Here is a 26,162-nt window from a genome sequence, read left to right on the forward strand (position 1 = left end):
GCGCAACTGAATTTACACGCCCAGCAGCGTCAGCACCAGCCAGCGGCGGCCACCGTCGTTGCGGTGCTCCCCGAGGTAGATGCCTTGCCAGGTGCCCAGGTTCAGCTCGCCGTTGGTTACGGGCACCGTCACGCTGCTGCCGAGCATGGCGGCTTTCAGGTGGGCGGGCATGTCGTCGGGGCCTTCCAGGGTGTGGCGGAAGTAGGCGGCGTTTTCGGGCGCGGCGCGGTTGAAGAACTGCTCGAAGTCGTGGCGCACCGTGGGGTCGGCGTTTTCGTTGATGCAGAGGCTGGCCGAGGTGTGCTGAATGAACACGTGCAGCGTGCCCGCTTTCACCTGCTCCAGCTCCGGCAGCTCGGCCGTCACGAGGTCGGTAATAAGGTGGAAGCCCCGGCGCACGGCCGGCAGGCGCATTTTCTTCTGAACGCAAATCATGCGGTGAGACGGTGAGATGGTGAAATAGTGAAATGGTGAGTTGACGTGCAGGTGGCCCGACTGGCGCGCAAAGCTGCGCAAAACCGCAACCTTCAGCCCCAAACCGGGCTACGCTATTTCACCATTTCACCATTTCACCATTTCACCATTTCACCACTTACGGGTTCACCCGCTCGTAGGCACCGGGGTCGGGGGTGGCGGCGCTGCGGGGCAGGTTGCGCAGGTCGTTGGCCAGGCCGGGCAGCGGCACGGCGCGGTTGCTGGCCGGGCTGAGCGTGTCGAGGCGGAAGTCGAAGCGGCCCGCGGCGTTTTCCGGGGTGCGGCGGAATTTGGGGTTGGTGTTCAGTAGGTTGCCATTGCGGCCTAGACCGGGCTTGCCGCCGGCATCAGCCGCCGCCTGGTACTCCTTGGTGCGCAGCACGCTGTTGCGCACCGTTATCTGACTGAGGTAATTGGCGCTGTTGTTGAAGAACAGCTCGTCCTCGTTGGCGCCCCACACGATGCTATTTTCGATGCTGATGGTGGGCGCAATGCGGCGCGGGGGCGTCTGCACGGGCTGGCCGTCGGAGAAGGTGAGCGAGGAAGTGGGGCGGCGCACCTGGCCGGGCAGCAGGTAGTTGGCCACGGTGCAGTACTGCAGGTTGTAGGTGCCGCCCTGGAAGCCGCCCACGGCGTATTCGCCGCAGCCCGTAAACAGGCAATTGCGCACGTCGAAGTCGCCGGAGAAGCTCAGGATGCCGCCGCCGTCGAAGCTCTGCCCGCCGCTGGCGAAGGTGAGGCCCGCGCCGGAAATGTAGCGGAACGAGGTATTCTCAACGGTGATTTTGGGGAAGGGGCGCTGGCCGTCCCAGTTGTAAATCAGCAGGCCGTAGGAGGCATTTTTGATGTCGCAGTAGCGCACCACGTTGCTGCGGCTGCTGCCTGCGGTAAACTGGATGCCGCCCCACTGGCCCGGAATGTTGTCGTAGAACTCCTCGCGCCGGTCGCCCTGGAAACGCACGATGCGCCGGTCGTCGGGCTTCACCTCGTCGGTGGGCTGCAGGGTGGGGTTCACCAGCAGCTGGCCCTGCACCGCCAGCAGGGCGCCCGCGTGGCAGTACACCTGCGTGCCCTCCTCGATGGTGAGCGAGCAGCCCGGCGGCACGTTCACCAGGCCGTAAAGGACGTGGGGCTTATCGTTGCGCCACACCGCGTTGCAGGGCAGCTGCTCGTCGATGTGGAAATACGCGTTCTGCCCGTAAGCCAGCAGCAGCACCCGCTGGTCGTTGCCGTTGGTGCGGAACAGCAGCTGGTCCTCGGTCAGGAAGGGCTTGTTGTCGGGCTGGCTGTTGACGCTGAGCGTGGCCTTCACCAGCACTAGCAGACTGTCCCGGCCGCGGATGGTCAGGTTCTGGCGCGCCGCCCCGGAGTCGCCGTCGATGATGAGCTTGTAGGGCTGCCCGTAGGAGCCCGCCAGGCGGATTTCGTCCACCTTCACCGCCCGCTTGTTGCGGTTGTACACCCACAGGCGCTTGCTCACGGTGCGCGTCTGCACGAATACCGTGTCGAACATCACCGTGTCGGTTGAAAACTCCAGCTTGGCGCTGCCGTCGGTGGTGACGAGTTCTTCCTTCGGCTCGCAGCCGGGCAGCACCACGGTGGTGGCCAGCATGGCGAAGAGCAACAGCAGCGGGAAAAGGTAGCGCACGGGGCTAAATGGTTAAATGGCTCAATGGTCAAATGGTTGATTGTTCAACGTTAGCAGAACGACCAGCCATTTAGCCATTCAGCCATTTAACCATTTCAAAAGACAAACCTACGCGTCAGGCGCTTAACGACGGACATGCGGCGGAAAGTGCCGGCCGATTTAGCCGGCAGGCGGCAGCTGACCGGAGGTTAGGGGCTGCCGAACCCAGGCGCGGGCGGCGTCGGGGTTGTCGAAATATTGGGCGTCGGGGCGGTTGGTGTGGCCGGCTTCGTTGGCCAGCTGTACGACGGCGGCCAGGGCCTGCTGGCCGGCGGGGTTGAGGGGCTTGATAATAGCCACTTTATCGAGCTTGAGCCGCACGTAGCGCGGGTACCAGTGGTCGGCCAGCCAGCGCATGTCGGCCGGCTCGGGCACGGGCACGGTGCGAAAGTCCGACAGCCAGGCGCGGGTCTGGTACTGCTCGGCCAGCAACAAGGCCTGCCAGTAGCCCTGCCGGAATTCGGCGGGTGGCACCTGCTCAGTGAGCCACTGCAAATCCAGTAGGCGGTGCCGGGGCTCGTATTTGATGCGTAAATATGCGGTTTCGTAAAGTGTAATCATGTACTAACACGGATTGCTAACAAATTTCGTCCCAAAACGGGAAAGTGCCAGCGCTTGTTGTGTCAAAAAAAGAAACGCCGCAACCGGGAAGGTTGCGGCGTTCTAACGCTCGGCGGCGGATTTTTAGTTAGCGCGGCAGCTCGCCCACCATGTCTTCGGGGCGCAGCCACTCGTCGAACTGCTCCTCGGTGAGGTAGCCCAGCTGCAGGGCCGTTTCCTTCAGCGTCGAGCCGTTTTTGTGGGCCGTCTGCGCAATTTCGGCGGCCTTGTAGTAGCCGATGTGCGGGTTCAGGGCCGTTACCAGCATCAGGCTGGACTGCACGTGCTTGCGAATGTTGTCCTCCAGCGGGCGGATGCCCACGGCGCACTTGTCGTTGAAGGCCACGCACACGTCGCCGATCAGGCGGGCCGAGTGCAGGAAGTTGTAAATCATGACGGGCTTGAACACGTTCAGCTCGAAGTGCCCGTTCATGCCGCCGATGTTGATGGCCACGTCGTTGCCCATCACCTGGGCGGCCACCATGGTCATGGCTTCCGACTGCGTGGGGTTCACCTTGCCGGGCATGATGCTGGAGCCGGGCTCGTTGTCGGGGATGAACAGCTCGCCGATGCCCGCGCGCGGGCCCGAAGCCAGCAGGCGGATGTCGTTGGCAATTTTCATCAGCGAGGCGGCCACCGTCTTGAGCGCGCCGTGGGCTTCCACGATGGCGTCGTGGGCGGCCAGGGCCTCAAACTTGTTTTCGGCCGTGATGAAGGGCAGGCCGGTGAGCTGGGCAATGTGCCGGGCCACGTTCTCCGAGTAGCCGGCAGGCGTGTTGATGCCCGTGCCCACGGCGGTACCGCCCAGGGCCAGCTCCGAGAGGTGGGCCAGCGTGTTCTTGATGGCGCGCAGGCCGTGGTCGAGCTGCGAGGCGTAGCCCGAGAATTCCTGGCCCACGGTCAGCGGGGTGGCGTCCATCAGGTGGGTGCGGCCGATCTTGACGATGTGCATGTACTCCTTGGACTTGGCGGCCAGGGTGTCGCGCAGCTTCTCGATGCCCGGAATCGTCACCTCCACCAGGATTTTGTAGGCCGCAATGTGCATGGCCGTGGGGAAGGTGTCGTTCGACGACTGCGACTTGTTCACGTCGTCGTTGGGGGCCAGGGCCTTCTTCTCGTCGAGCAGGTTGCCGCCCTGCAGCACGTGGCCGCGGTAGGCAATGACCTCGTTCACGTTCATGTTCGACTGCGTGCCCGAGCCCGTCTGCCACACCACCAAGGGAAACTGGTCGTCGAGCTTGCCTTCGAGGATTTCATCGGCCACGCGGCCGATCAGCTCGGCTTTTTCGGCCGGCAAAATGCCCGCTTCCTGGTTGGTCAGCGCGGCGGCTTTCTTCAGGTAGGCGAAGGCGCGGATGATTTCCTTGGGCATCCGGTTGATGTCCTGGGCAATCGGGAAGTTCTCGATGGAGCGTTGGGTTTGGGCGCCCCAGTAGGCGTCGGCAGGGACCTGCACGGTGCCCATGGTGTCTTTTTCGGTGCGGAACTGCATCAGCTACGGAAGACTCTCGGTGAAACGAAGGGAATTGCGCGGGCAAAGGTAGCAGAGCCGGCCAAAGCAGCCCAGGATAAAACATTGTCGTTCGGTAAACTGGGTTAGCGCCGAACCCCCTTGCTCCAATGAGTGCTAACCTGGTTTACCAACCAGAAAAAGCGGCTGTCGAAGTCATTAGTAACTCTATTTACCAGCCTCGGATGGGCCAATCGCTGCACCCGTTGATTGAATTGCCGCCGCGCGGGGCAGGCCCGAAGCCAGCAGTTGGAAAATAGCCGAGTTGATGCAGGAACGGCTAAGAGCTTCAACGGCCCAGGTACCCCGGGAAAAGGATCGGTCTGGTTCGGCCGTGGGCTGGTGGGCTGCGTACATAATTCCTGCCTATTGTTTCACCAAAGCCCCCGGCCATGAGCACCATCAAGAAAGTCATCGAAGTGTTGGCCTCGTCCGACAAAAGCTTTGAGGATGCCCTGCAGCGCGCCCTCGCCGAAGCCAGCACCACCGTCAAGGGCATCAAGTCCATCTACATCAAGGACCAGAGCTGCAAGGTGCAGGACAACAAAATCGTGGAGTACCGCATCACGGCCAAGATTTCCTTTGAAGTGATGCACCGCTGGGAACCGACGCACACTGCATCGGCGGCTGCGGACGCCACGGAAGGCCACCCCGGCGGCAGCGCCACCTCACCCGAAAACGGCGGGGGCTACAGCGGCTAAGCAGACTCGTGTCTGACGGCCAAATCAGAACGGCCCTATTTTTAGAACGTCATTCCGAGCGAAGCCGAGGAATCTCGCGTGTTTAGCCGGATAGTAATTTTCTCGTTGAACGAGTTGAATGCTATCGGACATCAGCACGCGAGACTCCTCGGCTTCGCTCGGAATGACGTTCCGCTTTTCACCGAAATCCAGCTCTACCGGAACGGCACGTCGAGGCGTACCGTCTGGGCGGCGCGGCGGCCGCCTACGATGCCGGGGCGCCAGCTCGGGCCTTCGCAGACGAGACGGATGGCTTCGGCGTCCAGGTCCTCGTTGAGGCCGCGCACCACCTGAATGTTGTGCACCGAGCCGTCGGCTTCCACGGTAAACTTCAGCTTCACGGTGCCGTCGGTGCGGGGCAGGCCCTCGGGGCGCTTCTGCTCCCGGATGAGGTAGGTGCGGAAAGCCGGGTAGCCGCCGTTGGGGAAGGGCGCCAGGGCCGGGGCCGGCGGTAATTCTGATTTACGCTTGCTGCTTTCCTCGCGCAGGGGCGGCTGGGCAGCGGCCGGGGCCACCGTGGCGGGGCTGTCGGCCACCAGGGCCGCGCGGCCGGGCGCCGCGGCTACCTCCACCGTACGGGCGGCTACCTTGGCCTTGCTCTCCGGCTCCGGGCTGGGTTTGGCCAGCGCAGGGGCGGCTACTGGCGGGGCGGCGGCCACCTCCACGGCCACGCCGGTGCCAGCCGCCGGCAGTTCTTCGGCCGCGGCATCAGCGGCGGTTTCGGTGGCGACGTTGGCGGCGACAGTCACCGGGCGGCGAGGGCTGCGGCGGGTCCGGCTGCGGGTGGGGGCCGCGGCATAATCGGCCGGTGGGCGAGAGGTAGCGGCAGGGGGCGCGGCGGCCACATCGGAAAGCTCGGCCTCCGAGGCTACGGGGGCGAGAGTAGAATCAGCAGCCGGGGCGGTAGCGGCGGCGGGGGCGGGCTGGGTGGCCGGGGCCGCGGCGGGGCGGCTGCGTACGACGGCGGTGTTCTGGGCCGGTTGCTGCCACTGCCACAGGCCCACGAAGGCCAGCAGCAGCACGGCGGCCGCGGCGGCCATCCACCAGGCGCCGCCGCGGGGGGCGGTGGCGGGCTCGGCCTCCACGCGGGCGTGCAGGCGCTGGCGCAGCTCGGCCAGGGAGGCGGGGCTGGTGGCCTGGGGCTCGGCCTGCTGGTAGCCCTCGAGGGCATCGGCGCAGAGGGCGCAGTCGAGGGTATGGTTTTCGACGCGGCGCCGCTCGGCGGGCGTGAGGGTGCCGGCCGCGTACTGCCGCAGCACCGCCGCGGGCAAGTGCGCGGCGGCCGGAGCCTGGGGCGAGAAGTGCGGGTCAGCGGGCGACATGGCGGGTGAGGGAGAGTTTGAGGTTGCGCTTCCCGTTCTGGAGGTAGCTTTTCACCTGTTTGAGGTCGTAGCCGGTGGCGTCGGCAATTTCCTGGTAGGACTGCTGCTGGCGGTAAAACAAGTCCAGGCAGCGCTGCTGCTCCGGGGGCAGGCGGGCCATGGCCGCTTCGAGCTGCTGCAAATGCTCTTCGGTGGGGAAGTCGTCGTCGTCATTGCCTACCAGATGCAGCGTGCCGTCGGATTCCACACCGGCCGCGCCGGGCAGGGTAAATTCCACGGTATCAGGGGCCGATTTGCGGCGGCGCAGCTCCATCAGGCAGTGGTTGCGGGCGGTGGTGTGCAGCCAGCTGCTGAGGTGCTGCACCTCGTGGCGGCGCAAATCCACCACCAGCTTCTCGAAAATCTGCATCACTGCGTCCTTGGCGTCGTCTTCCGCGCGCAGGTAGCGCAGGCACACGCCGTAGACGAGGTGGAAATACGGTTCGTAGAGCCGGCCCAGGTCCTGCACGTCGCCGTGCTCCCGGTAGCGCGCCAGCAGCTCCGCCTCGGTGGGCGCAGCAGCAGCGGCAGACTTGGAGCGGCGGAACAGGGAGAACATGCGGGCGGGGGCTTGGGAAGCTAAAGATACGGAGCCGGGCGGGCTGGGGCGCCAAGTGGGCGGCTACGGCTGCACCAGCAGCTGCCGGCCCGGCCCGGTAGCCGTGCCGCCCTGCTCGTAGCGCAGCCAGTACACCCCGGCGGCCAGCCCGGTCAGCTGTAGCTCTACCTGCCCGCTCGGGGCCGCCGGCACTGGCACGAGGCGCACCCGCCGGCCCAGCGCATCAAACAGCTGCACCGTGGCCGGGGCCGTGCCGGCCGCCCGGCGGTAGGGCACGCGCACGGCGGCGGTGGCGGGGTTGGGGTAGGGCTGGCCCAGCCCGGCAGCTGCATCAGCCGCTGGCCGGGGCGTGGCCGCCGTGACGATGGCCGGCAGCCCGCGCAAACTCAGCCGGGCGGCGTAGGGCGCCTGCACGCTGGCCCCGCCCGGACCGGCCGAACACAGACCCAGTACGTAGGCGGCGCTGTCGCCGTCGGCCAGCAGCTGGAAGGCGGCCATGCGGTTGCAGATGGTGCTGCGAAACTCGTGGCGCTGCAGCAGCTGGCCGGTGGCCCCGTCCAGGCGCAACAGGTAGAAGGGGCGGTCCTCGGTGACGGGTGTGCCTTCGTAGTAGCACAGCACCAGCACGGAGCCGTAGGCCAGTTCTACGGCGTTGCCGTAGCGGGCTGCGGCGCCCGAGGTGCGCGGTGGTCCGTAACGCTCCACCCGCGTCCAGACCGGACGCAGTTGCGCGTCCACCTTCACCGCGAGCGGGATGTTGGGTCGGTTCACGGAGTCGAGGCCGATGGTGCACAGGTAGCCCCCGTCCGTGAGTTGAAGGATGTTGTCGGCAAATGTACCGGTAACGGCTATGTTGCGCCCCACGCCAGGAGGAGCAATACGCCGCCCTTGCACCGAGTCTCCGCTCTGGGTCAATTCTAACAGCTTTATCTGGATACGTCCGCTGCCCAGGTCGGCCGTAATACCATATAGCAGCAAGTTGCCTTGCCGGGTGCGCTGCATGTCCAGGATGAAGTCAGTGCCGCTCCAGCCATAGTTGCGCTGCCAGAGCGGGGCGCCGGCCGTGTCCACTTTCAGCACCACGTTACGGCGGCGGTTGCCTGGGGCAAAGCTGTAGATGCTCAGGAAATGAGCATCGGCGGTCGAGACCAAGCCCGTCGGGCCTTCCTGGTAACCTGGGTGCAGGTCGTAGCGCCGCTGCCAGCGCAGGGTCATGTCGGAGCGGTAGCGGCGCAGCGTCGCGTCCTGGGTATCGGAACTTGGTTCGCCGTAGGCATAGATGTACCCGCCCGCCGGCCCCGGGCCAGGAATACCCGGAGCCAGGTTATACACGCGCTGCAAGGTCGTAGTCGTATCCAATTGCCGATTGAGAAACACCGCCCGGCCGAAAAAGCCCGGCATCTGCGGGTGGCGCTTGAACAGCGCGGTCAACACCTGATTCTGCGGCGTCAGCACGCTGCGCCCGAAGGCATAAATGCTGTTGGGGTAGATTCTGTCGCGCACCAACCGCTGCGCCGTGACCGGCCAGCTCAGCAGCAGGAGCAGGACCAAGAGGAGAGCAGGACGCATAGGATAAGATGCTAATAGAAAGGTGAGACAGGGCGACGCCGGCAGCTCGGACAAGATAGTCGGCCTTTTTTAAGATGCGGGGTCCGTGGGCTGCTATAGCTACACGACCAGTCCCGTCTTTTTCATCCGAACCCGACTGCCGGAGACGCAACCGGCCGTGAAAATCACCCGGCGGCGCATCTTTTTCACCCGCAGTCGACTGCGCGGCACCCGACGCCGCGTGATTTTCACCCGCGCTGCCGTGAAAATCACGCGGCCGGCCGTGGCGGATACGCGGCCGGCCATGAAAATCACGCGGCCGGGCATAAAAATCATCCGGCCACGCTATTCGGCAGGGGGGAGGGGGTATCCCGGCATACCCCCCTCCCCCTGCCGAATAGACCCGGCGCATTTTTTTATACCCCCCGTGTGGAATCCCCGGCGGCCCCGCATCCAACAGGCACCTATCACCTCAAACCGCCTGTGCTGATGCGTACCGTATTGCTTTCCTGCCTGCTCGGGGCCGCCGCGGTGGCCGCTACCCAAAGTAGCTCCCTGAACTTGGCCGCCACCGCCGGCCAGTACCTGCGCGCCGCCGAGCGCGACACGCTGGCCGTGACGGGCCGCATCACCGACCGCGCCACCGGCCAGGGCATTGCGGGCGCCACCGTCCTGCTGAAGGGCACCAGCGTCGGCGTCAGCACCGAGGCCGACGGCTCTTTCTCGCTCTCGTTTCCGGCCAATGTGCGGAAGGGCACGCTGGTGGTAAGCGCCGTGGGCTACGTGCGGCAGGAAGTAACCGTACGCCGCGGCCAGCAGCTGAACCTCGCCCTGGTGGCCGATACCAAGACGATGAGCGAAGTGGTAGTGACCGGCAAGGCCGGCCGCCCCGCCAAAGCCAAGCGCGCCGACGAGGCCAAGCACGCCGACTACGAAATGGTGGAAGCCCTGCCCAACATGGCCGCGCCCAGCGCCGCCCCGCTGATGGGCCGCGTAGCCGGCGTAGCGGTGACGCCCGGCTACTTCCCGGCGCAGCCAGAAAACCGCGAATCCTACGCGCACAAGGCCGAAAACGGCTTTCAGCTGGTGAGCAAGGCCCCGTTGAGCACCTTTAGCATCGACGTGGACGCGGCCTCCTACTCGAACGTGCGCCGCTTCCTGCTGCAACAGGGCCAGCTGCCGCCGGTGGATGCCGTGCGCACCGAGGAGCTGGTGAACTACTTCAAGTACCAGTACCCCCAGCCCTCGGAATCGGCCCCCGCCGGGCTGCACCTGGAGCAGGCCCGCTGCCCCTGGGCGCCCGCGCACCAGCTGGTGCTGGTGGGCATGCAGGCCCGCACCGTGGCCACCGAGAAGCTGCCGCCGGCCAACCTGGTCTTCCTCATCGACGTGTCGGGCTCCATGCAAAGCCCCGACAAGCTGCCGCTGGTCAAAGCCGGCCTCAAGCAGCTGGTGCAGCAGCTGCGGCCCCAGGATCAGGTGTCCTTGGTGGTGTACGCCGGGGCCGCGGGCCTGGTGCTGCCGCCCACGCCCGGCACCAAAAAGGCCGATATTATTTCGGCTCTTGATAGACTGGAAGCCGGCGGCTCCACGGCCGGCGGGGCGGGGCTGAAGCTGGCTTACGCCACGGCCCGGCAGCACCTGCTCAAGGAGGGCAACAACCGCGTCATCCTCTGCTCCGACGGCGACTTCAACGTGGGCGAATCCTCCGACGACGCCATGGAGCACCTCATTACTCAGGAGCGGGAGTCGGGCGTGTTTCTGTCGGTGCTGGGCTTCGGCACCGGCAATCTGCAGGACAGCAAGATGGAGCGCCTGGCCGACAAGGGCAACGGCAACTACGCCTACATCGACCAGCTCGACGAGGCCCGGCGGGTGCTGGTGCAGCAGTTCGGCGGCACCCTGTTCACGCTGGCCAAGGACGTGAAGCTGCAGGTGGAGTTCAACCCCGCCAAGGTGCAGGCCTACCGCCTCATCGGCTACGAAAACCGCCTGCTGGCCGACGAGGACTTCAACAACGATAAAAAGGACGCCGGGGAGCTGGGCGCCGGCCAGCAGGTCACCGCCCTCTACGAAGTGGTGCCCGTGGGCGCCCCGCCGGTGGTCGACGGCCTGAAATACCAGCCCGCCGCGCAAGCAACCACTGGGGCCTCCGCCACCGAGTTATTGACGGTAAAGATGCGCTACAAGCAACCCCAGGGCCAGACGAGCAGCCTGCTCAGCCGCGCTCTGCCCGCTGCCGCCCCCGCCAATCTGGCCGGGGCCTCCGACAACCTGCGCTGGGCGGCCGCCGTGGCCCAGATGAGCCTCTTGCTGCGCCAGTCGGAGCGGCGGGGCGAGGCTACCTGGAAAAGCACCGTGGAGCTGGCCCGCACCGCCCGCGGCAAGGACGAGGACGGCTACCGCGCCGAGTGCATCCGCATGATGGAAGCCGCCGCCAGCCTTACGCCCGAGCCCCAGGCCTTCGGCAGCCGGTAATGGGCTGACGGAAGAAAATAAGAACGTCATCCTGAGCTTGCGAACCGAAGGTCGGCGTAGCCAAGGACCTTCCTCGCACCCTGCACCAACCGAAATGCGCAGCCATCTGCCGGACGACGGTTCCCGCAGAGGTTGGCTTCGCCTTCCTTCGGTTCGCAGAAGAAACGCGGAGGCGCGCAGAGGTAAATCCGGGACGGGGAAGGTCCTCCCAGGCACTCCGAATCAAAGAACCCCTAACGCAACCATTCTTACCCGCTTATGACTCGTGCTACTATACAAGTGCAGATACCGCGGCCCTGCTCGGAGGCGTGGGAGGCCATGACGCCGACCGGCCAGGGACGCCACTGCGCGGCTTGCCAGCTTACCGTAACCGACTTCACCCAACGCACCGATGCCGAAGTGCTGGCCCTGCTCCGGCAGGCCGCCGGCGGCCGGGTGTGCGGTCGGTTCCGGGCGGAGCAGCTGAATCGGGAGTTGGTGCATGCTCCCGCGGCTGCTCCGCGCTGGCGGGCCTGGCTGCTGGCCACCGCCACGCTGCTGGGCCTGCCGGCCGCGGCCTCGGCCCAGGCGCTGCGCGGCACCCACCCCGGCGGGCCGGTGCCGACGGGCGGCGGGGCCGCAGCTCATCCAACGCAGCAGCTGCCCGCGCCTGCCGTTGCCGGCCAGGCAGCCACCGTGCCGGACTCGGCCCAGGTAATCGTGGGTGAGCCGGTGGCAGAAACGCCGATACGCCGCATCGCGGGCCAGGTCGTCGACCAAACCAGTGGAGTAGGTATACCCGGGGTCACGGTGTTGCTCGAAGGCACCACAACCGGCGTTTCCACCGACGCGCAAGGGGCGTTTGTGCTTGCGCTGCCGCCTGGTTCCGACACCCGCACGCTGCGCCTCAGCTCCATTGGCTACGAGTCGCAGCTTGTTTTGGTAACCGATTCGGCGCGGCTGCGGACGGTGGCACTGGCCCCCGATACGCGGGTATTTGGCGACCTAGAGATTGTTGCCTGGTGGCCCTGGTACTCGCCCCGCGGCCTGTGGAACCGCGTCCGTAGCCTGCCCCGACGACTCACCGGGCGGTGGTAGGAGCCCGCCCGGCCCCGCGCCGACACTCACGCACAACACCATTCACTCACCTCCGCAACGGCCCGCTTCTGGCGGGTCGCTGCGTGTTCGGGGCCGCCGAGTCAGCGGCCTCTCAGCCCGGCGCCGGCAAAAAAAGCTTGCATTCCTCGCCGGGGCTTCCCATCTTTGGCTTACTCCGCATCGAATACCGCCATGCTGACTACCAAGGCCCAGTACTTTTTTAGCTACTACTTCTACTACGCTCACGCGTAGCAGCGAGGCCCCTTTGTAGCAGCATCAACCCCTGATCTACCAGCGCCTCCTGCCCCGGAGGCGCTTTTTTTTCGCCCTACTCCCGCCCGCTTTTCCTTCCGCTCATGCTTCGCACGGCCCGCTTTTTTTACGGCTTTTATTACTTCTTCTACCGGAAGAAGCGGGGCCCCGTTTGCGTAGTCTGACCACCAGCACACTCAGCAAAAGACCAGGGCCCCGCCGCAGCGGGGCCCTTTTTTATTTTCTCCGCGCATGACTCATTCCGTTGCCATTCAGGGCTTCGCCGGCAGCTTCCACCAGATAGCCGCCCAACGCTACTTCGGGCCGGCCCTCGGCCCCGTGCACCCCTGCGCCACCTTCGCGGAAGTGGTGCGGCAGGTGGCTACGGGCGCGGCCGGCTGCGGGCTGATGGCTATTGAAAATTCCATTGCCGGCAGCATTCTGCCCAACTACCGCCTGCTGCAGGAGGCCGAACTGCGCATCACCGGCGAGGTGTACCTGCAGATTCGCCAGCACCTGATGGCCCTACCCGGCCAGGCGCTGGCCGACATCCGGGAAGTCCGCTCGCACCCCATGGCCCTGCTGCAGTGCCCCGATTTCCTGGGCCGGCACCCGCACTGGCGCCTGGTGGAGACGGAAGACACCGCCCTGAGCGCCCAGCGCATCCGGGAGGAGCAGCTGCCGGGCGTGGCCGCCGTGGCCGGGGAGCTGGCCGCCGAGCTGTTCGGCCTCGACATCCTGGCCGCCGACATCCACTCCGCCGCCGACAACTACACCCGCTTTCTGGTGGTGGAGCCGGCCGGCGGCGCGGCGGCGGCAGAAGCTTCAAACAAAGCCTCCCTGTACTTCCACACCGCCCACCGTCGCGGTGCCCTGGCGGAGGTGCTGAGCCGCGTGGCCGATTGCGGCCTCAACCTCTCCAAGCTGCAGTCGTTTCCGCGGCCCGGCACGGCCTGGCAGTACTACTTCCACGCCGATGTGGAATTCGCCCAAGCCGCCGACCTGCACCGCGCCCTGGCCGCGCTAGACGAGGTAGCCGAAAGCCTGCGCGTGCTGGGCGTGTACCGCAAGGGCCAGACGCATTGAGGGCCTGAACGAACTGAAAAGCACGCCTTGAAATAAGAACGTCATCCTGAGCGCAGCGAAGGACCTTCCTCCCACCCCGCGCCGCCGCTGACAACAACGTGCAGACGCCAAGCTGCCAGAACGAAACACCCTCACCAAAAGCATCCGAGCTAGGACTTAACCGGCAGTGCAGGGCCCGAGCAAGGTCCTTGACTACGTCGACCTTCGGTTCGGCTGCGCCTCAGGATGACACGCCAAACCAACGACCCCAACGACCATGAACCTCCCCGTAGCCCAGCGCCTGGCGCCCATTCAGGAGTACTATTTTTCCCGCAAGCTGCGCGAAATCGAGGCGCTGAACCGGGCCGGCGCCCGCGTCATCAACCTCGGCATCGGCAGCCCCGACCTGCCCCCGCACCCCAGCGTGATAGAGGCGCTGACGGCGGCGGCCCGGCAGCCCGACGCCCACGCTTACCAGAGCTACCAGGGCGTGCCCGCTCTGCGCCAAGCCATGAGCCAGTGGTATGCGCGCAGCTACGGCGTAGCGCTGGACGCCGACACCGAGGTACTGCCGCTGCTGGGCTCCAAGGAGGGCATCGTGCACCTGTGCATGACCTTTCTGCAGCCCGGCGACGAAGCCCTGATACCCAACCCCGGCTACCCCACCTACCGCGCTGCCGTGCACCTGAGCGGGGCCACGCCCGTGGAGTACGACCTCACCGCCGAAACCAACTGGCTGCCCGACCTGTCGGCCCTGGCCCGCCGCGACCTAAGCCGGGTGAAGCTCATGTGGCTGAACTACCCCCACATGCCCACCGGCGCCCCCGCCGATGCCGCGGCCCTGGCCGAATTGGTGGATTTCGCCCGCCGGCACGACATCCTGCTGGTGCACGACAACCCCTACAGCTTCATCCTGAACGAGCACCCGCAAAGCCTGCTGGCCGTGCCCGGGGCCCGCGACGTGGCCCTGGAGCTGAATTCGCTCAGCAAGTCGCACAACCTGGCGGGCTGGCGGGTGGGCCTGCTGGCCGGCCGCGCCGACCTCTTGCAGCAGGTGCTGCGCTTCAAGAGCAACCTGGATTCGGGCATGTTCCGGCCGGTGCAGCTGGCCGCCGCCGCCGCCCTGCAGCTCGGCCCCGAGTGGTACGCGCAGCTGAACGCCACCTACCGCGCCCGCCGCGAGCAGGTATTCGGACTGCTCGACGCGCTGGGCTGCCGCTACGAGCCCGGGCAGGTGGGCCTGTTCGTGTGGGCCCGGGTGCCGCCCACGTACGCCGACGGCTACGCGCTGAGCGACGAAGTGCTGGCCGCAGCGCGGGTGTTCATCACCCCCGGCGGCATCTTCGGCTCGAATGGCAACGGGTTCGTGCGGGTGAGCCTCTGCCAGCCCGAAGAAGTGCTGCGCGAGGCGCTGGCGCGGGTAGTAGCGCGCACCGCAGATCGATGTGAGGCAAGCGCTGCTGCGCGGGCCGCAGCACAAGAAACAGTGGCTTCCTGAGCAGCAGGGTGCTAATCCACCACAACATCAGCAACGATATGCGGGCTGAAGCCCGTGCTACTACCATGATTGTAACCGTAATCGGCGTGGGGCTTATCGGCGGCTCCCTGGCCCTGAGCCTGAAGCAGCAGGGGCTGGCCAGCCGCGTCATCGGCGTCGACCAGAGTCCGGCCCACCTGCAGCAAGCCCGGGCGCTGGGCCTTATCGACGAAGCCCAGCCCGACCTGCCGGCCGCCGTAGCCGGGGCCGACCTCATCGTGGTGGCCGTGCCCATGGATGCCATGCTCACGGTGCTGCCCCGGGTGCTCGACCTGGTAACGGAGCGGCAGGTGGTCATCGACGTGGGCTCGACCAAGGCGGCCCTGCTGGCGGCCGTGGCCGGGCACCCGCGCCGGGGCCGCTTCGTGGCGGTGCACCCCATGGCTGGCACCGAATACTCCGGCCCCGCGGCGGCCGCGGCCGAGCTGTTTGCCGGCCGCACCCTGGTCATCTGCGACGCCCAGGGCAGCGACGCGGACGCGCTGCAGCGGGTGGAAACGCTGTTTCGGCAGCTGCCCATGCGGCTGGTGTACCTGGGCGGGGCCGAGCACGACGTGCACACGGCCTACGTCTCGCACATTTCGCACATCACCTCCTTTGCCCTGGCCCTCACGGTGCTGGAAAAGGAGCGGGAGGAGCAGCGCATCTTCGACCTGGCCAGCGGGGGCTTCGCCTCCACCGTGCGCCTGGCGAAAAGCTCACCCGCCATGTGGGTGCCCATCTTCCGCCAGAACCGCCTGAACGTGCTCGACGTGCTCGACGAGCACCTGCACCAGCTACAGCGCATGCGCGAGCTGCTGGCCCAAGAAGATTACGCCGCCTTCGAGGAGCTGATCCGCCAGGCCAACCACATCCGCCGCATCATCCAGTAGCCCGCGACTGGCGCCGGTTTAGCCGTCGAAGACGGCGTAACCGGTGCCCGAAATAAAGCAGGCTTTCAGCCTGCGTCGAGCACCTGTCGGCTGGCCATTCGACGTCCAGCACCTGTCAGTCGGCAATCAGCGGCCAGCATCTATCGGCCGAGAATCGACGTCCGGTCCCCCGCAACCGACAACGGCCGGGCGGCCACTCACCACCGCGTTTCACGCAGGTTGAAAACCTGCTTTATACCGGGCACCGGTTACGCCGCTTAGGCCGCTAAACCGGCGCCAGCCTCTCTCAAAACTCCCTTCTGCCATGAACCCCTCAACCCTGCTTTCGACTCAGCCAACTTCCGCCAACCCGCTCGTTGCCGAGAAACCCCTCATCATTTCCGGTCCCTGCTCGGCCGAAACCGAGCAGCAGGTACTCGACACCTGCCAGCGCCTGGCCGCCACCGGGCGGGTAAACATGCTGCGCGCCGGCATCTGGAAGCCGCGCACCAAGCCGGGCCTGTTCGAGGGCATCGGTACGCGGGGGCTGCCCTGGCTGATCAAGGCCCGGGAACTGACCGGGCTGCCGGTGGCGGTGGAAGTGGCCACGGCCAAGCACGTGGAAGACTGCCTGGCCTTCGGGGTGGACGTGCTCTGGCTCGGGGCGCGCACCACCGTCAACCCCTTCTCGGTGCAGGAAGTGGCCGATGCCCTGCGCGGCGTAGCGGTGCCGGTGCTCATCAAGAACCCGCTGAACCCCGACGTGGAGCTGTGGACCGGGGCCGTGGAGCGCCTGCACAAAGTAGGCGTGGCGCACCTGGGTCTGATTCACCGCGGCTTCAGCAGCTACGGCAACACGGAACTGCGCAACGCGCCCATGTGGCACCTGCCCATCGAGATGAAGCGCCGCTTCCCCCAGCTGCCCATCCTCTGCGACCCCAGCCACATTGCGGGCCGGCGCGAGCTGCTGGCCGGCCTGGCCCAGCAGGCCGCCGACCTCGACTTCGACGGCCTGATGATTGAAGCCCACCAGGACCCTGACCAGGCATGGAGCGACGCCGCCCAGCAGGTGACGCCCGAGCGCTTGGCCGAGCTGCTGGCCGGCCTGACGTGGCGCCGCGAAACCACCGACCAGCAGGAATTCCTCACCGCCCTGGCCCAGCTGCGGGAGCGAATCAACCAGCTCGATGACGAAATTCTGCAGCTCATCGGCAAGCGCATGACGGTGGCCGAGCAGATCGGCCGCTACAAGAAGGACAACAGCATCACCATCCTGCAGCCCGGCCGCTGGCAGCAAATCGTGGACCGCGGCGTGCAGAAGGGCGCCCGCCTGGGCCTCAGCGAGGCCTTCATCCACCGCTTCCTCGACGCCGTGCACCTGGAATCCATCCAGCACCAGGACCGGGTGATGAATGAGTAGGGGAAAATCAGCACGTCATCCTGAGGCGCAGCCGAAGGACCTTCCTCTCGCCCCGCACTGCTGCTACCTACGGAGTGCAACGCTTTTTCGGTAGGAGTAGGAATAGAAGCGCCGAAGCGCAGCCACCAACCAAAATCGGTGGTAGCTGCGCTTCTGAGGTTCTGGCTAATCAGCGTCTGAGCGTTGGTGTCAGCGGCGGTGCGGGGTGGGAGGAAGGTCTTTCACGTTGCTCAGGATGACGGTTAACAATCAGCGGGTAAAACGACGTCAGCAACGATGCGCGAAGCAAAGCTTCGCGCTACTTCTTCGGGCGGCTGGCGGCCAGGCCGCGCTTGATGATGTCGAAGGCGGGGTTGGTGGCGGGGGTGACTTTGCGCAGCAGCACGTCGGCCTGGCGGAAGTGGGGGTAGGCGGCGGCGGGGCGCTGCAGCTCCATATTGAGGCAGGCCAGGTAGAAGTGCAGCTGACCCTGCACGGCGGGCGTGGGCGGGGCGGTGGGCAGCTGGGCTTCGAAGAACGTGACCAGAGCAGCGGCCTGGCCGTGCTGCTGGTAGAGGTCCATCAGGTCGCCGTACATCGTGTCACTGGCTGGGTCGAGCCCGAACAGCTGCTTGGTGAGGGCGGGGGCGTCGGCGGCTTTGGCCTGCACGGCAGCGGCCACTTGCGCGCGTAGGGTTTGGTAGTCGGCCTGGGCTTGCTCCTTGGTGGCGGCTTCCTGGCTGCGGGTGCCGAGCAGGCCGGGGGCGGCTCCGCCCTTGAGCTGCTTTTCCAGTGAGGCCACCATGCCCACAGCGTCGGCTCGGTAGTCGGGCTCCTGGTAAAGGGCGGCGGCGCGGCGGGCGTGGGGCAGCGCGTCGGCGGGGCGGCCCAGGGCGGTGTAGGCGTAGGCTAGGTTGTAGTGGGCGTTGGGGTAGTTGGGGTTGAGCTGCAGGGAGCGTTCCAGCGCCTCCACGGCCAAGGCCATTTCCTTGCGGTACAGTCGGATGAAGCCCAAGGCGAAGTGCGACTCGTAATCCTCGCGCTGGTGGGCGTGGGCGGCGGTGAAGTACTGCTCGGCGCGGCGTAGCAGCTCCTCCTCACCCAGCTCCTGGCCGCCGCAGCCGCACTGCTGCAGGGCGTAGTAATAGTGGCCCAGGCCCAGGTCGAGGCCGTAGTCGGTGGGGCGCAGTCGCTTGAGCGAGTCCAGCAGCTCCTGCAGGGGCAGCTGCACCATGCCGTAGGTGCCGGGCCGGCCGCGCAGCTGCTTTACGTCTTGATTGGGCTTGAGGTCCTGCAGGCCGAACAGCTGGTGGTTCACGCTCATCAGGTAGTAGTTCAGCACGATGTCCTCCTTCTTGAGCAGCACCGCCGTGCGCCCGTTCCTGGGGTCGAACTTGTCCAGCGCCCGGTAAGCCGACTCGTACTTTTTCTGCTTGATAAGCTGCTCGGCCTGCTGCAGCACGGCGGCTTCGGTCTGGGCCCGGGCGGCGGGAGCCGCCAGCAGCGCCGCGGCAAGGAGGGAAAGAATAAGGCGCATAAGGAGCAGTAAAGCGGGAGCTACTAGCGGCCAGTAAGGTAGCAAAGCCGGTGCGGACTGCCCATCCGTCTCGCCACTTCGCCGAAAATCCCGTAATCTGCGCAGCCGCATTCCCCTGAGCCCGTAGCGTGAGCGTATGGCCCTGTTTTACTCCCTGATGAAGCCCCCCGTGCAGCTGGCGCTGCGCGTGTTTTTCCGCCGCCTGCAGATTCGCCGGCCCGAGCGCCTGCAGCAGCCCGGCCCGCTGCTGGTGGCCGCCAACCACCCCAACACCCTCATGGACCCGCTGCTGGTGGCCGCCAACCGCCACCGCGGGCAGCTGTTCTTCCTGGCCAAGAGCACTTTCTTCCAGAACCCGGTGCTGGGCTGGTTTCTCACCAAGTCCAACTGCATACCCGTCTACCGCCGGCAGGACGTGGAAACCGGCGCGGCCAACATCACCCCCGAGGAGCTGCAGGCGCTCAACGAAAAAGCCTTCGGCCGCAGCTACGACCACCTCGGCCGCGGCGGCACGCTGATGATATTTCCGGAGGGCACCAGCGTGTCGGAGCGCCGCCTGCGGCCCCTCAAGACCGGCGCCGCCCGCATTGCCCTGGGCGCCGAGGCCCGCCACGACTTCCAGCTGGGTTTGCGCATCCTGCCCATCGGCCTGAACTACTCCGCCGCCCACCGCTTCCGCTCCGACGTGCTGGTGTACCCGGCCAAGCCCATCGTGGTGGCCGACTACGCGGATGAGTACCGCCAGGACCCCGACGCCGCCGCCGACGCCCTCACCGAGGAGCTGCGCCGCCGCCTGGAAAGCCACCTCGTCGTCACCCGCGACGACGCCGAGGACGCGCTGGTACGCCAGGTGGAGGACACCTTTGGCCAGTACCTCGTGCCCGAGCACGACGAGGGCAGCCCCTACGAGGAATTCCGCCTGACCCGCACGCTGCTGCGGGCCGTGGCCTGGTTTGAGCGCCACCACCCCCAGCACCTCGACGAGCTGCGCCAGCACGTCACCGACTACGCCGCCAGCCTGCAGCGCCTCGGCCTCACCGACGAAGCCCTGCAGCGCAGCGGCGCAGGCCGCGGCCGCCTGGAGCGCGGCCTGCGCACCGCCCTCAAAGTCGGCCTGGGCTTTCCGGTCTACCTCTACGGCGCCGTCAACAACTACCTGCCCTACATCCTGCCCTCGATGGTAGCCAAACGCGCCACCAAGGAAATCGAGTTTGTAGCCCCGCTGATGATGGTGACGGGCATGCTCACCTTCGGCCTGCTCTACCCCCTGCAAATCGGGCTAGTGCACCGCATGTTCGGCAACGGCTGGCTCACCGCCGCCTACGCCCTTAGCCTGCCCGTTACCGGCTTCTACGCCCTGCACTACTGGAACGAGCTGACCCTGCGCCTGCAGCGCCTGCGGCTGCTCCGCCTGTTTCGCCAGCAGCCCGCCGAAGTCGAAGCCGTGCTGCACCAGCGCCAGCGCATCCTGCAGCTGCTCGACGAAGCCCGCTCCGCTTACGCCGCCGCCCAAACCGGGCAGGGCGCCGCGAACAGCCCGTCATCCTGACGAAGGAACCGCAGGTCGACGTAGTCAAGGACCTTCCTCTAATCCTGCACCGCCGCTAGTACCAACGCTCTGGGGCAAACCCAGCAGAACGAAGAAAGCGTGGCCACTGACCGAAACGGCAGTGGCGACGCTTTTTATTGCCCGCAGTAGGGCGTCTGCACTTTGTAGGTAGCAGTGGTGCAAGGACGGTACTTGGTACCGCCTTCCTCCGGTTCGCTGCGCTCAGGATAACGTTTTGGTTTGACCACGCTCTACCCCAGCAGCTTACCGCCGTCAGCAGCCTTACAAATCCATCTTTACCCCCAGGCCCAGCGTCAGAATATCGTGCACGCCCAGGCCGCCGAGGTTGGTGAAGATGCTGGACAGGTATAGGTCGTTGGTGCCCAGCTCATAGTAGGCGCCCAGGGTGCGCGGGTGTCCGTAGCGGTTGGTGCCGATAACACGGCTGACCTTGCCCCCGACGAAGCCCCCGATGCGCGTGCGCGCCGACCACCAGTAGTAGCCCTGGTAGTACTTTTCGTCGCGGGTGTCGTTGATGCCCTGGCTGGCGGTGTAGCTGACCAGGGCGCCGGCCGTGAGGGGGCGCACCTGCCAGCGCCCCGCGGCGCCGACGGGCAGCGTCCAGGGGGCGTAGGTGAGCTTGCCGGTAAAGATGCCCATGGCCGTGATGCTGTACTTGCTGGGCACGTAGCCGGCCAGCGCGTCCACATCTACGCGGCCGCGCAGGGTGGTGTAGCCCACGCCGGCCGTTACCATGCCCTGTCCGCCGGCCGTCTGCAGCACCACGTGGTGGGGCCGGTACCAGGGCTGGGCCGTGAGGCCGCTGGGGGCCACCGGGGCAGGTTTGGCGGGTTCGGCCACCGCCGGCGTGACGGCCGGCTCGGCCGCCGACGCCACCAGGGCCAGGCTCAACGAATCAATAGTGCCCGGGGCGGAAAGCTGGGCGTGGGCGGGCAGCGCGGCGGCCAGGCCCAGGAGCGGAAGCAGGAGCAGGCGGCGCATTAGTACTGCACGGTATCGAGTTTGAACTCCTTCTCGCCCCACACCGTCAGCACCACGTACTGGCGCTTCTCGAAGCTGTACGAGTTGATGAACGTCAGCCCGTTCTCGTAAGGCTGCCCGATACCGAAGTCGTGCTTGTGGCCGTTCAGCTCGAAGGCTACGGGCGGCGTGTTGGGGCCGCTCAGGGTCTGCACGTAAGAGGTTTCCAGCTGTTTGTCGAAGTCCTCGTCGTGGGGCGGCACGTGGCTCATCACCACCTGCCGGCGGATACCCGGGGCCGGGGCGGCCAGCGTCTGTTGCAGCCAGGGCACGTCGGGCACGCGGCCGTTGAAGCCGTACTCGCGCCCGTTGGTATCCACGAACACGAAGCGGGTGCTGCCATACTCGAAGCTGTAGTTGAGCGGGCCGTACACCCGCTGGTACGCCTCGCGCCCGTTGGCTACCAGGTCGTGGTTGCCCACCACGGTGAGGTAGGGCACGTCGAGGTGCTTGAGCCGGTCGTGCACCCAGCGCAGCTCCCGGATCAGGCCGAAGTCGGAAATGTCGCCGGAAATGGCCACGAAGGCAATGTTGCGCTGCCGGTTCACGCTTTGCACGAAGGCCTCGGCCTCCTCGTAGAAGCGCTGCGAGTCGCCGATGAACACGAAGCGCACGGTGTCGCCGCCGGTGGGGTTGGGGCGGGCCTGCAGGGCTTCCAGGTTTTTGCGCGTCAGGTCGCGGTACTCCTTCGGTGCGCGGGTTTCGTTAGGGCTGAATTCCAGCAGGTCGCAGCCGGCTATCAGGCCGCTAAAGAGCAGCATGACGCCGGCCAGCAGGGCCCGGCGCAGGGAAAGCAGAATATTGGCGGGTGTGGAGAGTTGCGGCATATGCAAAGTCGCCGGGCCGGGTAGTTGGATAGGTTCGGCCGCTGCGCGTCAGCAGCATATACAGGCTAAGAAAAAAAATGTTGGTCAGTAAGCTGGTTTATGTTGGTAATGATTCGAAATATTCACTTATTGCCAGGTTTTCGGCTTTCGTGCAGGAAAGCGACATAGCCGAACAATAATGCCACGGCCCGCTGCTTCAGCTGAAGCAGCGGGCCGCGGCGTTGGGATAGATGCCAAGGTGCAGAGGCAACCGCCGGGGCAGCAGCACGCTATCCAATGGGGTTGCGCCTTAGCAAATCAGCGCTGGTAGCCCCGCGGAAGTTGCGCTTCCGCGGGGCCGTTCAGGCGGGGCTTACTTGACCACCTGCAAGCTCTGGCTGCGGCCGTTGGGCAGCAGCAGGCGCAGGGTATACACGCCGGCCGCAATAGCGTCGGTGGGCATGTTTACCTGCTGGGCCGCGCCGCTGAGCTGCACCGGCTGGCGGCGCAGCTCCCGGCCCAGGGCGTCGGTGAGCAGCAGGGTGGCGGGACCGGCCTTGGCTGCCTGCAGGGCCACCGTCAGCTGCTGGCCGAAAGGCACGGGGTAGGCCGAAAACTGCATCAGCCCGGCCGAGGCGCGCTTGCTGGTGATGATGAAGCCCACGTTCACGTCGGTCAGGTACAAGTTGTTGCCGTTGTCGTTCAGGTTGGTGAAGCGTACCACCACGTTGCCGCGGAAACCGGCCGGAATGTAGGGGCGCAGGTCCACCGTTTCGCGGCGCCAGTGCGTCGGTAGCGTGGGCGACCAGGCGGTGGTGACGTAGCCCGTAACGGTGGCCAGCGAAGTGCCGCGCTTCAGGTAGGAAGTCGGCTGGAAGGTCTGGCCGCAGTCGAGGCTGAGGTCCACGCGCAGCCCGTCGCGGTACGAGGCGCTGTAGGCCGCGTGGGCCACCGAAAACTCCACGGCGGTCGGGTTGGTATCGTCGGCGGCCACGGGCGGGGCGAGCAGGTATTCTTCGGCGCCGCGGTCTTCGTAGGCGTAGTCGTTCACGTAGGGTACGCGGCGGCGCAGGTTATCCGGCGCTACCACCGTGCTCGGGCTCAGCTGCCAAGTAAAACCCCCGTTGGCATTGTCGACCTGCCACCCCGCGGGCGGGAAGGTGCTGCTGCGGAATTCTTCCACGAACGGGCCCGTGAGCGGTGCTACCACCGTCAGCAGGTTGTTTTCGGTGCGCAGGTCGGAGCCGTAGGTATTGGAGGCGCGCAGCGTCACGGAGTAGGTGCCGGGCTGGCTGAACTGCAGCTGCGGGTGCTGCGAAGTGGCCGAGGTGCCGCCCACAAAGGTCACGCCGGTGCTCGGCGTCACCGTCCACTGCCAGGCGTTGGGCTGCAGCTGGGAGTTGTCGCGCAGCTGCACCGGGGTGTTGACGCAGGCCTGGCGGCTCAGTACGCCTATCAGGGCCAGCGGCCCTTCGGCGCAGTTGGTCAGCACGGTGGGGCGGAGCAAGGCGGTGGTGCGGCGGCCGGCCATGCCATTGGCGCCGCGGGCGCGCACGGCAAACCACTGGTCACCCGTCACCATGGGCAGGGTGGCGCTGACGCCGGTAACGGTCGTCACCGAGTCCATGTACATGGTGCCGAGGCGGAACACGTCGTAGGCGGTGGCGCCGGGCACGGCATCCCAAAGCAAGGTGGTGCCGGTGCGGCACACGGCCGAGGCGCGCAGGTTAGCCGGCACGCCCACGATGCTGAAGTTGGCGTCGGACTCATCCTGCTGGGTGCCGCGGCGCACGCGCAGACGGGCCTGGCCGCTGGGCGTTATGCTGGTCGGAATGGCCCAGTTGTAGTAGCGCTGGGTGGCGCTGATGCCCGAGGCAATGCTCGTCCAGGTGGCGCCGTTGTCGAAGGTGTATTCGAGGGTGAATGGGTCGGTGCCGGGGGCCGCGTTCCAGCGCACGGCTTCCGTCTCGCCGGGCACGAAACCCTCCCCGCCCAGCGGGTAAATCATTTCCACCTGGTCGTCGAGCAGGGTGTGAAGCAGGAAATACTGCTGCATGCCCTGGGGCACGGCGGCCCCGCGCACGGTGAGGGTGTAGGTGCCGGCGGCGGGCACGTCCAGCGTTACCTGCTCGGCGTTGTTGAGCGTGTCGCGGCCGCGCACGGCCACGGCGTTCAGCTGGGCCGCGGTGGGGCGCGAATCAAGCACCCAAGGCTGGTAAGTGGTGCCGTCGGGGGCGGTCAGCGTCAGATCCAGGTTGTTCACCAGGTTCACGCTGGAGTTGGCGGCCGCTTCGTAGTCGGGCCAGTACAGCATCACGCGCAGCTGGCGCTGACCGGCGGGCACCGTCAGGGTGTGGGTGCGCGTCTGGCCCTGCGAGAGGCTGTCGTGGCGGTAGGTGCGCTGCTCCAGCACCCGCACGGCCCGCAGCGCGTCGATGCGGCCGTAGCCGAAGCGGAAGTCGGGGCCGGCGTTGCCCAGGTCTTCGGCCGTGTTCATTAGCGCGGCCTTGATGAGGGCGCCGGGCGCCTCGGCGCCGTTGTTCAGGGCCTTGTGGGCGTGCATCAGCTGGGCCACCACCCCGCTCACGGCCGGGCACGACATGGAGGTACCCGTCTGGGCCGCGTAGGTGTTGTTGGGCATGGTCGACATCACGCTGCTGCCCACGGCGCACACCTCGGGCTTGATGCGGCCGTCGGTGGCCGGGCCACGCGAGGAGGAGCTGGCCAGCGCGTCCTGGTAGGTCAGGTTGCCCACCGTAATGACGTTCTTGGCCACCTTGTGCCCGCCGGTGATGTTGCCCCAGGTGGCGCCGGCGCCGTAGTTGCAGTTGCCCGCGCCCTCGTTGCCGGAGGAGAAGACGTGCAGCATCAGCGGCATCTGCCGGCTCATCTGGTCCATCTGCCGGGCAAAGGCGGTGTAGCCCGCGTTGCAGCCGTTGCTGTACGAGTTGCTGGTGATGCGGATGCGCCGCGTGGTGTAGTGCGTCGGCGCGTTGTTGATGTTGTTGGGGTAAGTGTAGTAGTAGTTGAAGGCCCCAACGGCCTGCCCGCGGTAGCGCGGGTCCATGTTGCCGGCGCCCATGATGATGCCGGCCACGTGGTCCCCGTGGGTACCGCCGTCGGGGCCGGCGCTGCTCTGGTCGAGGCGGCCCTGGAAGTCGATGTGCGGGCCGATGAGGCCGTCGTCGCCGTGGGCCACGTTGATGCCGCGGCCGTCGTAGTGGCGGCCGGCGCCGTAGTCGGCGGCCAGCACGTTGGCGCGGTGGTCGGTGCGGCCGCGGTTGTTGTCGTGCACCGGGTCGGGGGCCACGTACTCCACGCTGGCCACCCAGGCGCGGGCAGCCAGGGCGGGCAAATCGGCGGCGGGCACGGTCACGGTCAGCTGCCGCGAGAAGTCCAGCCGCTCAGTCACCGCGTAGCCGGCGCTGGTCAGGGCCGCAGCGGCTTCGCCCGGCTGAATGGTAGGGTGATACCCGACTACCACCGCTACCCGGCCGCTGCCGCGCAGGGCGTAGGCCGGGGTGCTGTGCTGGGCCAGCAGGCCGGTGTATTTCCACTCGGGCTGCACCGGCACCACGCTGCGGATGCCGAAGCCGCGCAGGCGGCTGCGGTCGAGGCCGGTGGGCAGGGCGGCGGAATAGGCGTTTTTGGGCAGGTAGTCGAGCAGCTGCACGCCCAGAGCCGCGAGGGCGCGGCGCTCTTCGGCGGTAGGCAGCTGCTCAAACTGGATGACGCGGTAAACTTTGCTCTGCCAGATGTCAGCAGCGGCCAGCGGCTCGGTGCGGCCGGCGGCCTGCCAGGTAGCGAAATTGGCCGGCAGCGTGGGCGTGCCACTGGCCAGCAGGAGCTTGGGGGCGGGCGCCTGGGCGTGCAGCGCGGGGCTGCCCAGGGCCAGCGCCGCCAGCAGCAGCGCGTCGAGGTGTTTCATGTTGTGGGGATAAGGGAATTGGCGAGTGAGTGACTGGCAGCAATTTAGCCAAAACCCTTCACGGTTTCTTCATTATTCCTAGATGTCGGGTAGGAGGGTATGGGGGTGAGAGGGTAGGAGTTTGAGGAAAAGAACGTCATCCTGAGCTTTAGCGAAGGACCTT

21 protein-coding genes are annotated in these 26,162 nt (G+C 66.5%); 9 read left to right on the forward strand and 12 right to left on the reverse strand.

Annotated elements, in window-relative coordinates; translation table 11 throughout:
- Positions 1–12 precede the first annotated feature (12 nt).
- From EJV47_RS16575 to fumC, 4 genes are all read right to left on the reverse strand, one after another.
- Positions 13–435: a secondary thiamine-phosphate synthase enzyme YjbQ gene (locus EJV47_RS16575; RefSeq protein ID WP_126694291.1), complete on the reverse strand. Its 423-nt coding sequence runs from the start codon at positions 433–435 to the stop codon at positions 13–15.
- Between the two features lie 157 nt (positions 436–592).
- The gene (locus EJV47_RS16580; RefSeq protein ID WP_126694292.1) at positions 593–2,122 is read right to left on the reverse strand and encodes a right-handed parallel beta-helix repeat-containing protein; all 1,530 of its coding nucleotides are present in this window, start codon (positions 2,120–2,122) and stop codon (positions 593–595) included.
- A gap of 159 nt (positions 2,123–2,281) precedes the next feature.
- Positions 2,282–2,722, reverse strand: a complete 441-nt coding sequence (locus EJV47_RS16585; RefSeq protein ID WP_126694293.1) for a hypothetical protein — start codon at positions 2,720–2,722, stop codon at positions 2,282–2,284.
- 127 nt (positions 2,723–2,849) lie between these two features.
- Positions 2,850–4,253 (reverse strand): class II fumarate hydratase, encoded by a 1,404-nt coding sequence (fumC, locus tag EJV47_RS16590; protein WP_126694294.1) that lies wholly within the window; start codon positions 4,251–4,253, stop codon positions 2,850–2,852.
- Positions 4,254–4,381: 128 nt separating this feature from the next.
- On the opposite strand from fumC, the gene EJV47_RS28095 reads away from it, so the two are divergent.
- Positions 4,382–4,531 carry a hypothetical protein gene (locus EJV47_RS28095; protein ID WP_165903792.1) on the forward strand — a complete coding sequence of 50 codons (150 nt, stop codon included), beginning with the start codon at positions 4,382–4,384 and terminating at the stop codon, positions 4,529–4,531.
- Positions 4,532–4,663: 132 nt separating this feature from the next.
- Complete coding sequence (locus tag EJV47_RS16595) at positions 4,664–4,972, forward strand: dodecin family protein (RefSeq protein ID WP_126694295.1); 309 nt, start codon at positions 4,664–4,666, stop codon at positions 4,970–4,972.
- Between the two features lie 194 nt (positions 4,973–5,166).
- Here EJV47_RS16595 and EJV47_RS16600 read toward each other — a convergent pair whose 3' ends face one another.
- The 4 genes from EJV47_RS16600 to EJV47_RS16615 all read right to left on the reverse strand — a co-directional run bounded on the left by EJV47_RS16600 (position 5,167) and on the right by EJV47_RS16615 (position 8,815).
- Entirely contained in the window at positions 5,167–6,333 is a 1,167-nt protein-coding gene (locus EJV47_RS16600) for an energy transducer TonB (protein ID WP_126694296.1), read from the reverse strand.
- Positions 6,320–6,931 carry an RNA polymerase sigma factor gene (locus EJV47_RS16605; protein WP_126694297.1) on the reverse strand — a complete coding sequence of 204 codons (612 nt, stop codon included), beginning with the start codon at positions 6,929–6,931 and terminating at the stop codon, positions 6,320–6,322. Before EJV47_RS16605 ends, EJV47_RS16600 begins: the two co-directional genes overlap by 14 nt.
- 63 nt (positions 6,932–6,994) lie before the next feature.
- Positions 6,995–8,500 carry a T9SS type A sorting domain-containing protein gene (locus tag EJV47_RS16610; protein ID WP_126694298.1) on the reverse strand — a complete coding sequence of 502 codons (1,506 nt, stop codon included), beginning with the start codon at positions 8,498–8,500 and terminating at the stop codon, positions 6,995–6,997.
- A gap of 99 nt (positions 8,501–8,599) precedes the next feature.
- A complete protein-coding gene (locus tag EJV47_RS16615; protein ID WP_126694299.1) occupies positions 8,600–8,815 on the reverse strand; it encodes a hypothetical protein in 216 nt (71 codons plus the stop codon).
- Positions 8,816–8,968: 153 nt separating this feature from the next.
- Here EJV47_RS16615 and EJV47_RS16620 point away from each other — a divergent pair, with 153 nt between their 5' ends.
- From EJV47_RS16620 to EJV47_RS16645, 6 genes are all read left to right on the forward strand, one after another.
- Positions 8,969–10,957, forward strand: a complete 1,989-nt coding sequence (locus tag EJV47_RS16620) for a vWA domain-containing protein (RefSeq protein ID WP_126694300.1) — start codon at positions 8,969–8,971, stop codon at positions 10,955–10,957.
- A 258-nt stretch (positions 10,958–11,215) separates the two neighbouring features.
- Positions 11,216–12,034 (forward strand): carboxypeptidase-like regulatory domain-containing protein, encoded by an 819-nt coding sequence (locus EJV47_RS16625; RefSeq protein ID WP_126694301.1) that lies wholly within the window; start codon positions 11,216–11,218, stop codon positions 12,032–12,034.
- 504 nt (positions 12,035–12,538) lie between these two features.
- Entirely contained in the window at positions 12,539–13,372 is an 834-nt protein-coding gene (locus tag EJV47_RS16630; RefSeq protein WP_126694302.1) for a prephenate dehydratase, read from the forward strand.
- 256 nt (positions 13,373–13,628) lie between these two features.
- The gene (locus EJV47_RS16635; RefSeq protein WP_126694303.1) at positions 13,629–14,849 is read left to right on the forward strand and encodes a pyridoxal phosphate-dependent aminotransferase; all 1,221 of its coding nucleotides are present in this window, start codon (positions 13,629–13,631) and stop codon (positions 14,847–14,849) included.
- A 65-nt stretch (positions 14,850–14,914) separates the two neighbouring features.
- Positions 14,915–15,760, forward strand: coding sequence for a prephenate dehydrogenase (locus EJV47_RS16640; protein WP_126694304.1), 846 nt, complete (start codon positions 14,915–14,917; stop codon positions 15,758–15,760).
- A gap of 304 nt (positions 15,761–16,064) precedes the next feature.
- Positions 16,065–17,159: a chorismate mutase gene (locus EJV47_RS16645; protein WP_126694305.1), complete on the forward strand. Its 1,095-nt coding sequence runs from the start codon at positions 16,065–16,067 to the stop codon at positions 17,157–17,159.
- Between the two features lie 298 nt (positions 17,160–17,457).
- Here EJV47_RS16645 and EJV47_RS16650 read toward each other — a convergent pair whose 3' ends face one another.
- Positions 17,458–18,675 carry a tetratricopeptide repeat protein gene (locus tag EJV47_RS16650; RefSeq protein WP_165903793.1) on the reverse strand — a complete coding sequence of 406 codons (1,218 nt, stop codon included), beginning with the start codon at positions 18,673–18,675 and terminating at the stop codon, positions 17,458–17,460.
- A 136-nt stretch (positions 18,676–18,811) separates the two neighbouring features.
- Between EJV47_RS16650 and EJV47_RS16655 the strand changes: the two genes are divergently transcribed.
- Positions 18,812–20,224, forward strand: coding sequence for a lysophospholipid acyltransferase family protein (locus tag EJV47_RS16655; RefSeq protein WP_126694307.1), 1,413 nt, complete (start codon positions 18,812–18,814; stop codon positions 20,222–20,224).
- A gap of 282 nt (positions 20,225–20,506) precedes the next feature.
- On the opposite strand, the gene EJV47_RS16660 is transcribed toward EJV47_RS16655, so the two are convergent.
- The 3 genes from EJV47_RS16660 to EJV47_RS16670 all read right to left on the reverse strand — a co-directional run bounded on the left by EJV47_RS16660 (position 20,507) and on the right by EJV47_RS16670 (position 25,999).
- Entirely contained in the window at positions 20,507–21,226 is a 720-nt protein-coding gene (locus EJV47_RS16660) for a hypothetical protein (protein WP_126694308.1), read from the reverse strand.
- Entirely contained in the window at positions 21,226–22,092 is an 867-nt protein-coding gene (locus EJV47_RS16665) for a metallophosphoesterase family protein (RefSeq protein WP_243651189.1), read from the reverse strand. The genes EJV47_RS16660 and EJV47_RS16665 overlap by 1 nt, the downstream gene beginning before the upstream one ends.
- A 352-nt stretch (positions 22,093–22,444) precedes the next feature.
- Positions 22,445–25,999, reverse strand: a complete 3,555-nt coding sequence (locus EJV47_RS16670) for a S8 family serine peptidase (RefSeq protein WP_126694309.1) — start codon at positions 25,997–25,999, stop codon at positions 22,445–22,447.
- Positions 26,000–26,162: the final 163 nt, after the last annotated feature.

Source organism: Hymenobacter gummosus (genome assembly GCF_003970915.1).
GTDB classification, from domain to species: domain Bacteria; phylum Bacteroidota; class Bacteroidia; order Cytophagales; family Hymenobacteraceae; genus Solirubrum; species Solirubrum gummosum.

Coding starts and splice junctions, on each gene's coding strand:
- EJV47_RS16575 (WP_126694291.1), bottom strand. CDS start 435: ATGATTTGCGTTCAGAAGAAAATGCGCCTGCCGGCCGTGCGCCGGGGC.
- EJV47_RS16585 (WP_126694293.1), bottom strand. CDS start 2,722: ATGATTACACTTTACGAAACCGCATATTTACGCATCAAATACGAGCCC.
- fumC (WP_126694294.1), bottom strand. CDS start 4,253: ATGCAGTTCCGCACCGAAAAAGACACCATGGGCACCGTGCAGGTCCCT.
- EJV47_RS28095 (WP_165903792.1), top strand. CDS start 4,382: ATGAGTGCTAACCTGGTTTACCAACCAGAAAAAGCGGCTGTCGAAGTC.
- EJV47_RS16595 (WP_126694295.1), top strand. CDS start 4,664: ATGAGCACCATCAAGAAAGTCATCGAAGTGTTGGCCTCGTCCGACAAA.
- EJV47_RS16600 (WP_126694296.1), bottom strand. CDS start 6,333: ATGTCGCCCGCTGACCCGCACTTCTCGCCCCAGGCTCCGGCCGCCGCG.
- EJV47_RS16605 (WP_126694297.1), bottom strand. CDS start 6,931: ATGTTCTCCCTGTTCCGCCGCTCCAAGTCTGCCGCTGCTGCTGCGCCC.
- EJV47_RS16610 (WP_126694298.1), bottom strand. CDS start 8,500: ATGCGTCCTGCTCTCCTCTTGGTCCTGCTCCTGCTGCTGAGCTGGCCG.
- EJV47_RS16615 (WP_126694299.1), bottom strand. CDS start 8,815: ATGATTTTTATGCCCGGCCGCGTGATTTTCATGGCCGGCCGCGTATCC.
- EJV47_RS16620 (WP_126694300.1), top strand. CDS start 8,969: ATGCGTACCGTATTGCTTTCCTGCCTGCTCGGGGCCGCCGCGGTGGCC.
- EJV47_RS16625 (WP_126694301.1), top strand. CDS start 11,216: ATGACTCGTGCTACTATACAAGTGCAGATACCGCGGCCCTGCTCGGAG.
- EJV47_RS16630 (WP_126694302.1), top strand. CDS start 12,539: ATGACTCATTCCGTTGCCATTCAGGGCTTCGCCGGCAGCTTCCACCAG.
- EJV47_RS16635 (WP_126694303.1), top strand. CDS start 13,629: ATGAACCTCCCCGTAGCCCAGCGCCTGGCGCCCATTCAGGAGTACTAT.
- EJV47_RS16640 (WP_126694304.1), top strand. CDS start 14,915: ATGATTGTAACCGTAATCGGCGTGGGGCTTATCGGCGGCTCCCTGGCC.
- EJV47_RS16645 (WP_126694305.1), top strand. CDS start 16,065: ATGAACCCCTCAACCCTGCTTTCGACTCAGCCAACTTCCGCCAACCCG.
- EJV47_RS16650 (WP_165903793.1), bottom strand. CDS start 18,675: ATGCGCCTTATTCTTTCCCTCCTTGCCGCGGCGCTGCTGGCGGCTCCC.
- EJV47_RS16655 (WP_126694307.1), top strand. CDS start 18,812: ATGGCCCTGTTTTACTCCCTGATGAAGCCCCCCGTGCAGCTGGCGCTG.
- EJV47_RS16660 (WP_126694308.1), bottom strand. CDS start 21,226: ATGCGCCGCCTGCTCCTGCTTCCGCTCCTGGGCCTGGCCGCCGCGCTG.
- EJV47_RS16665 (WP_243651189.1), bottom strand. CDS start 22,092: ATGCCGCAACTCTCCACACCCGCCAATATTCTGCTTTCCCTGCGCCGG.
- EJV47_RS16670 (WP_126694309.1), bottom strand. CDS start 25,999: ATGAAACACCTCGACGCGCTGCTGCTGGCGGCGCTGGCCCTGGGCAGC.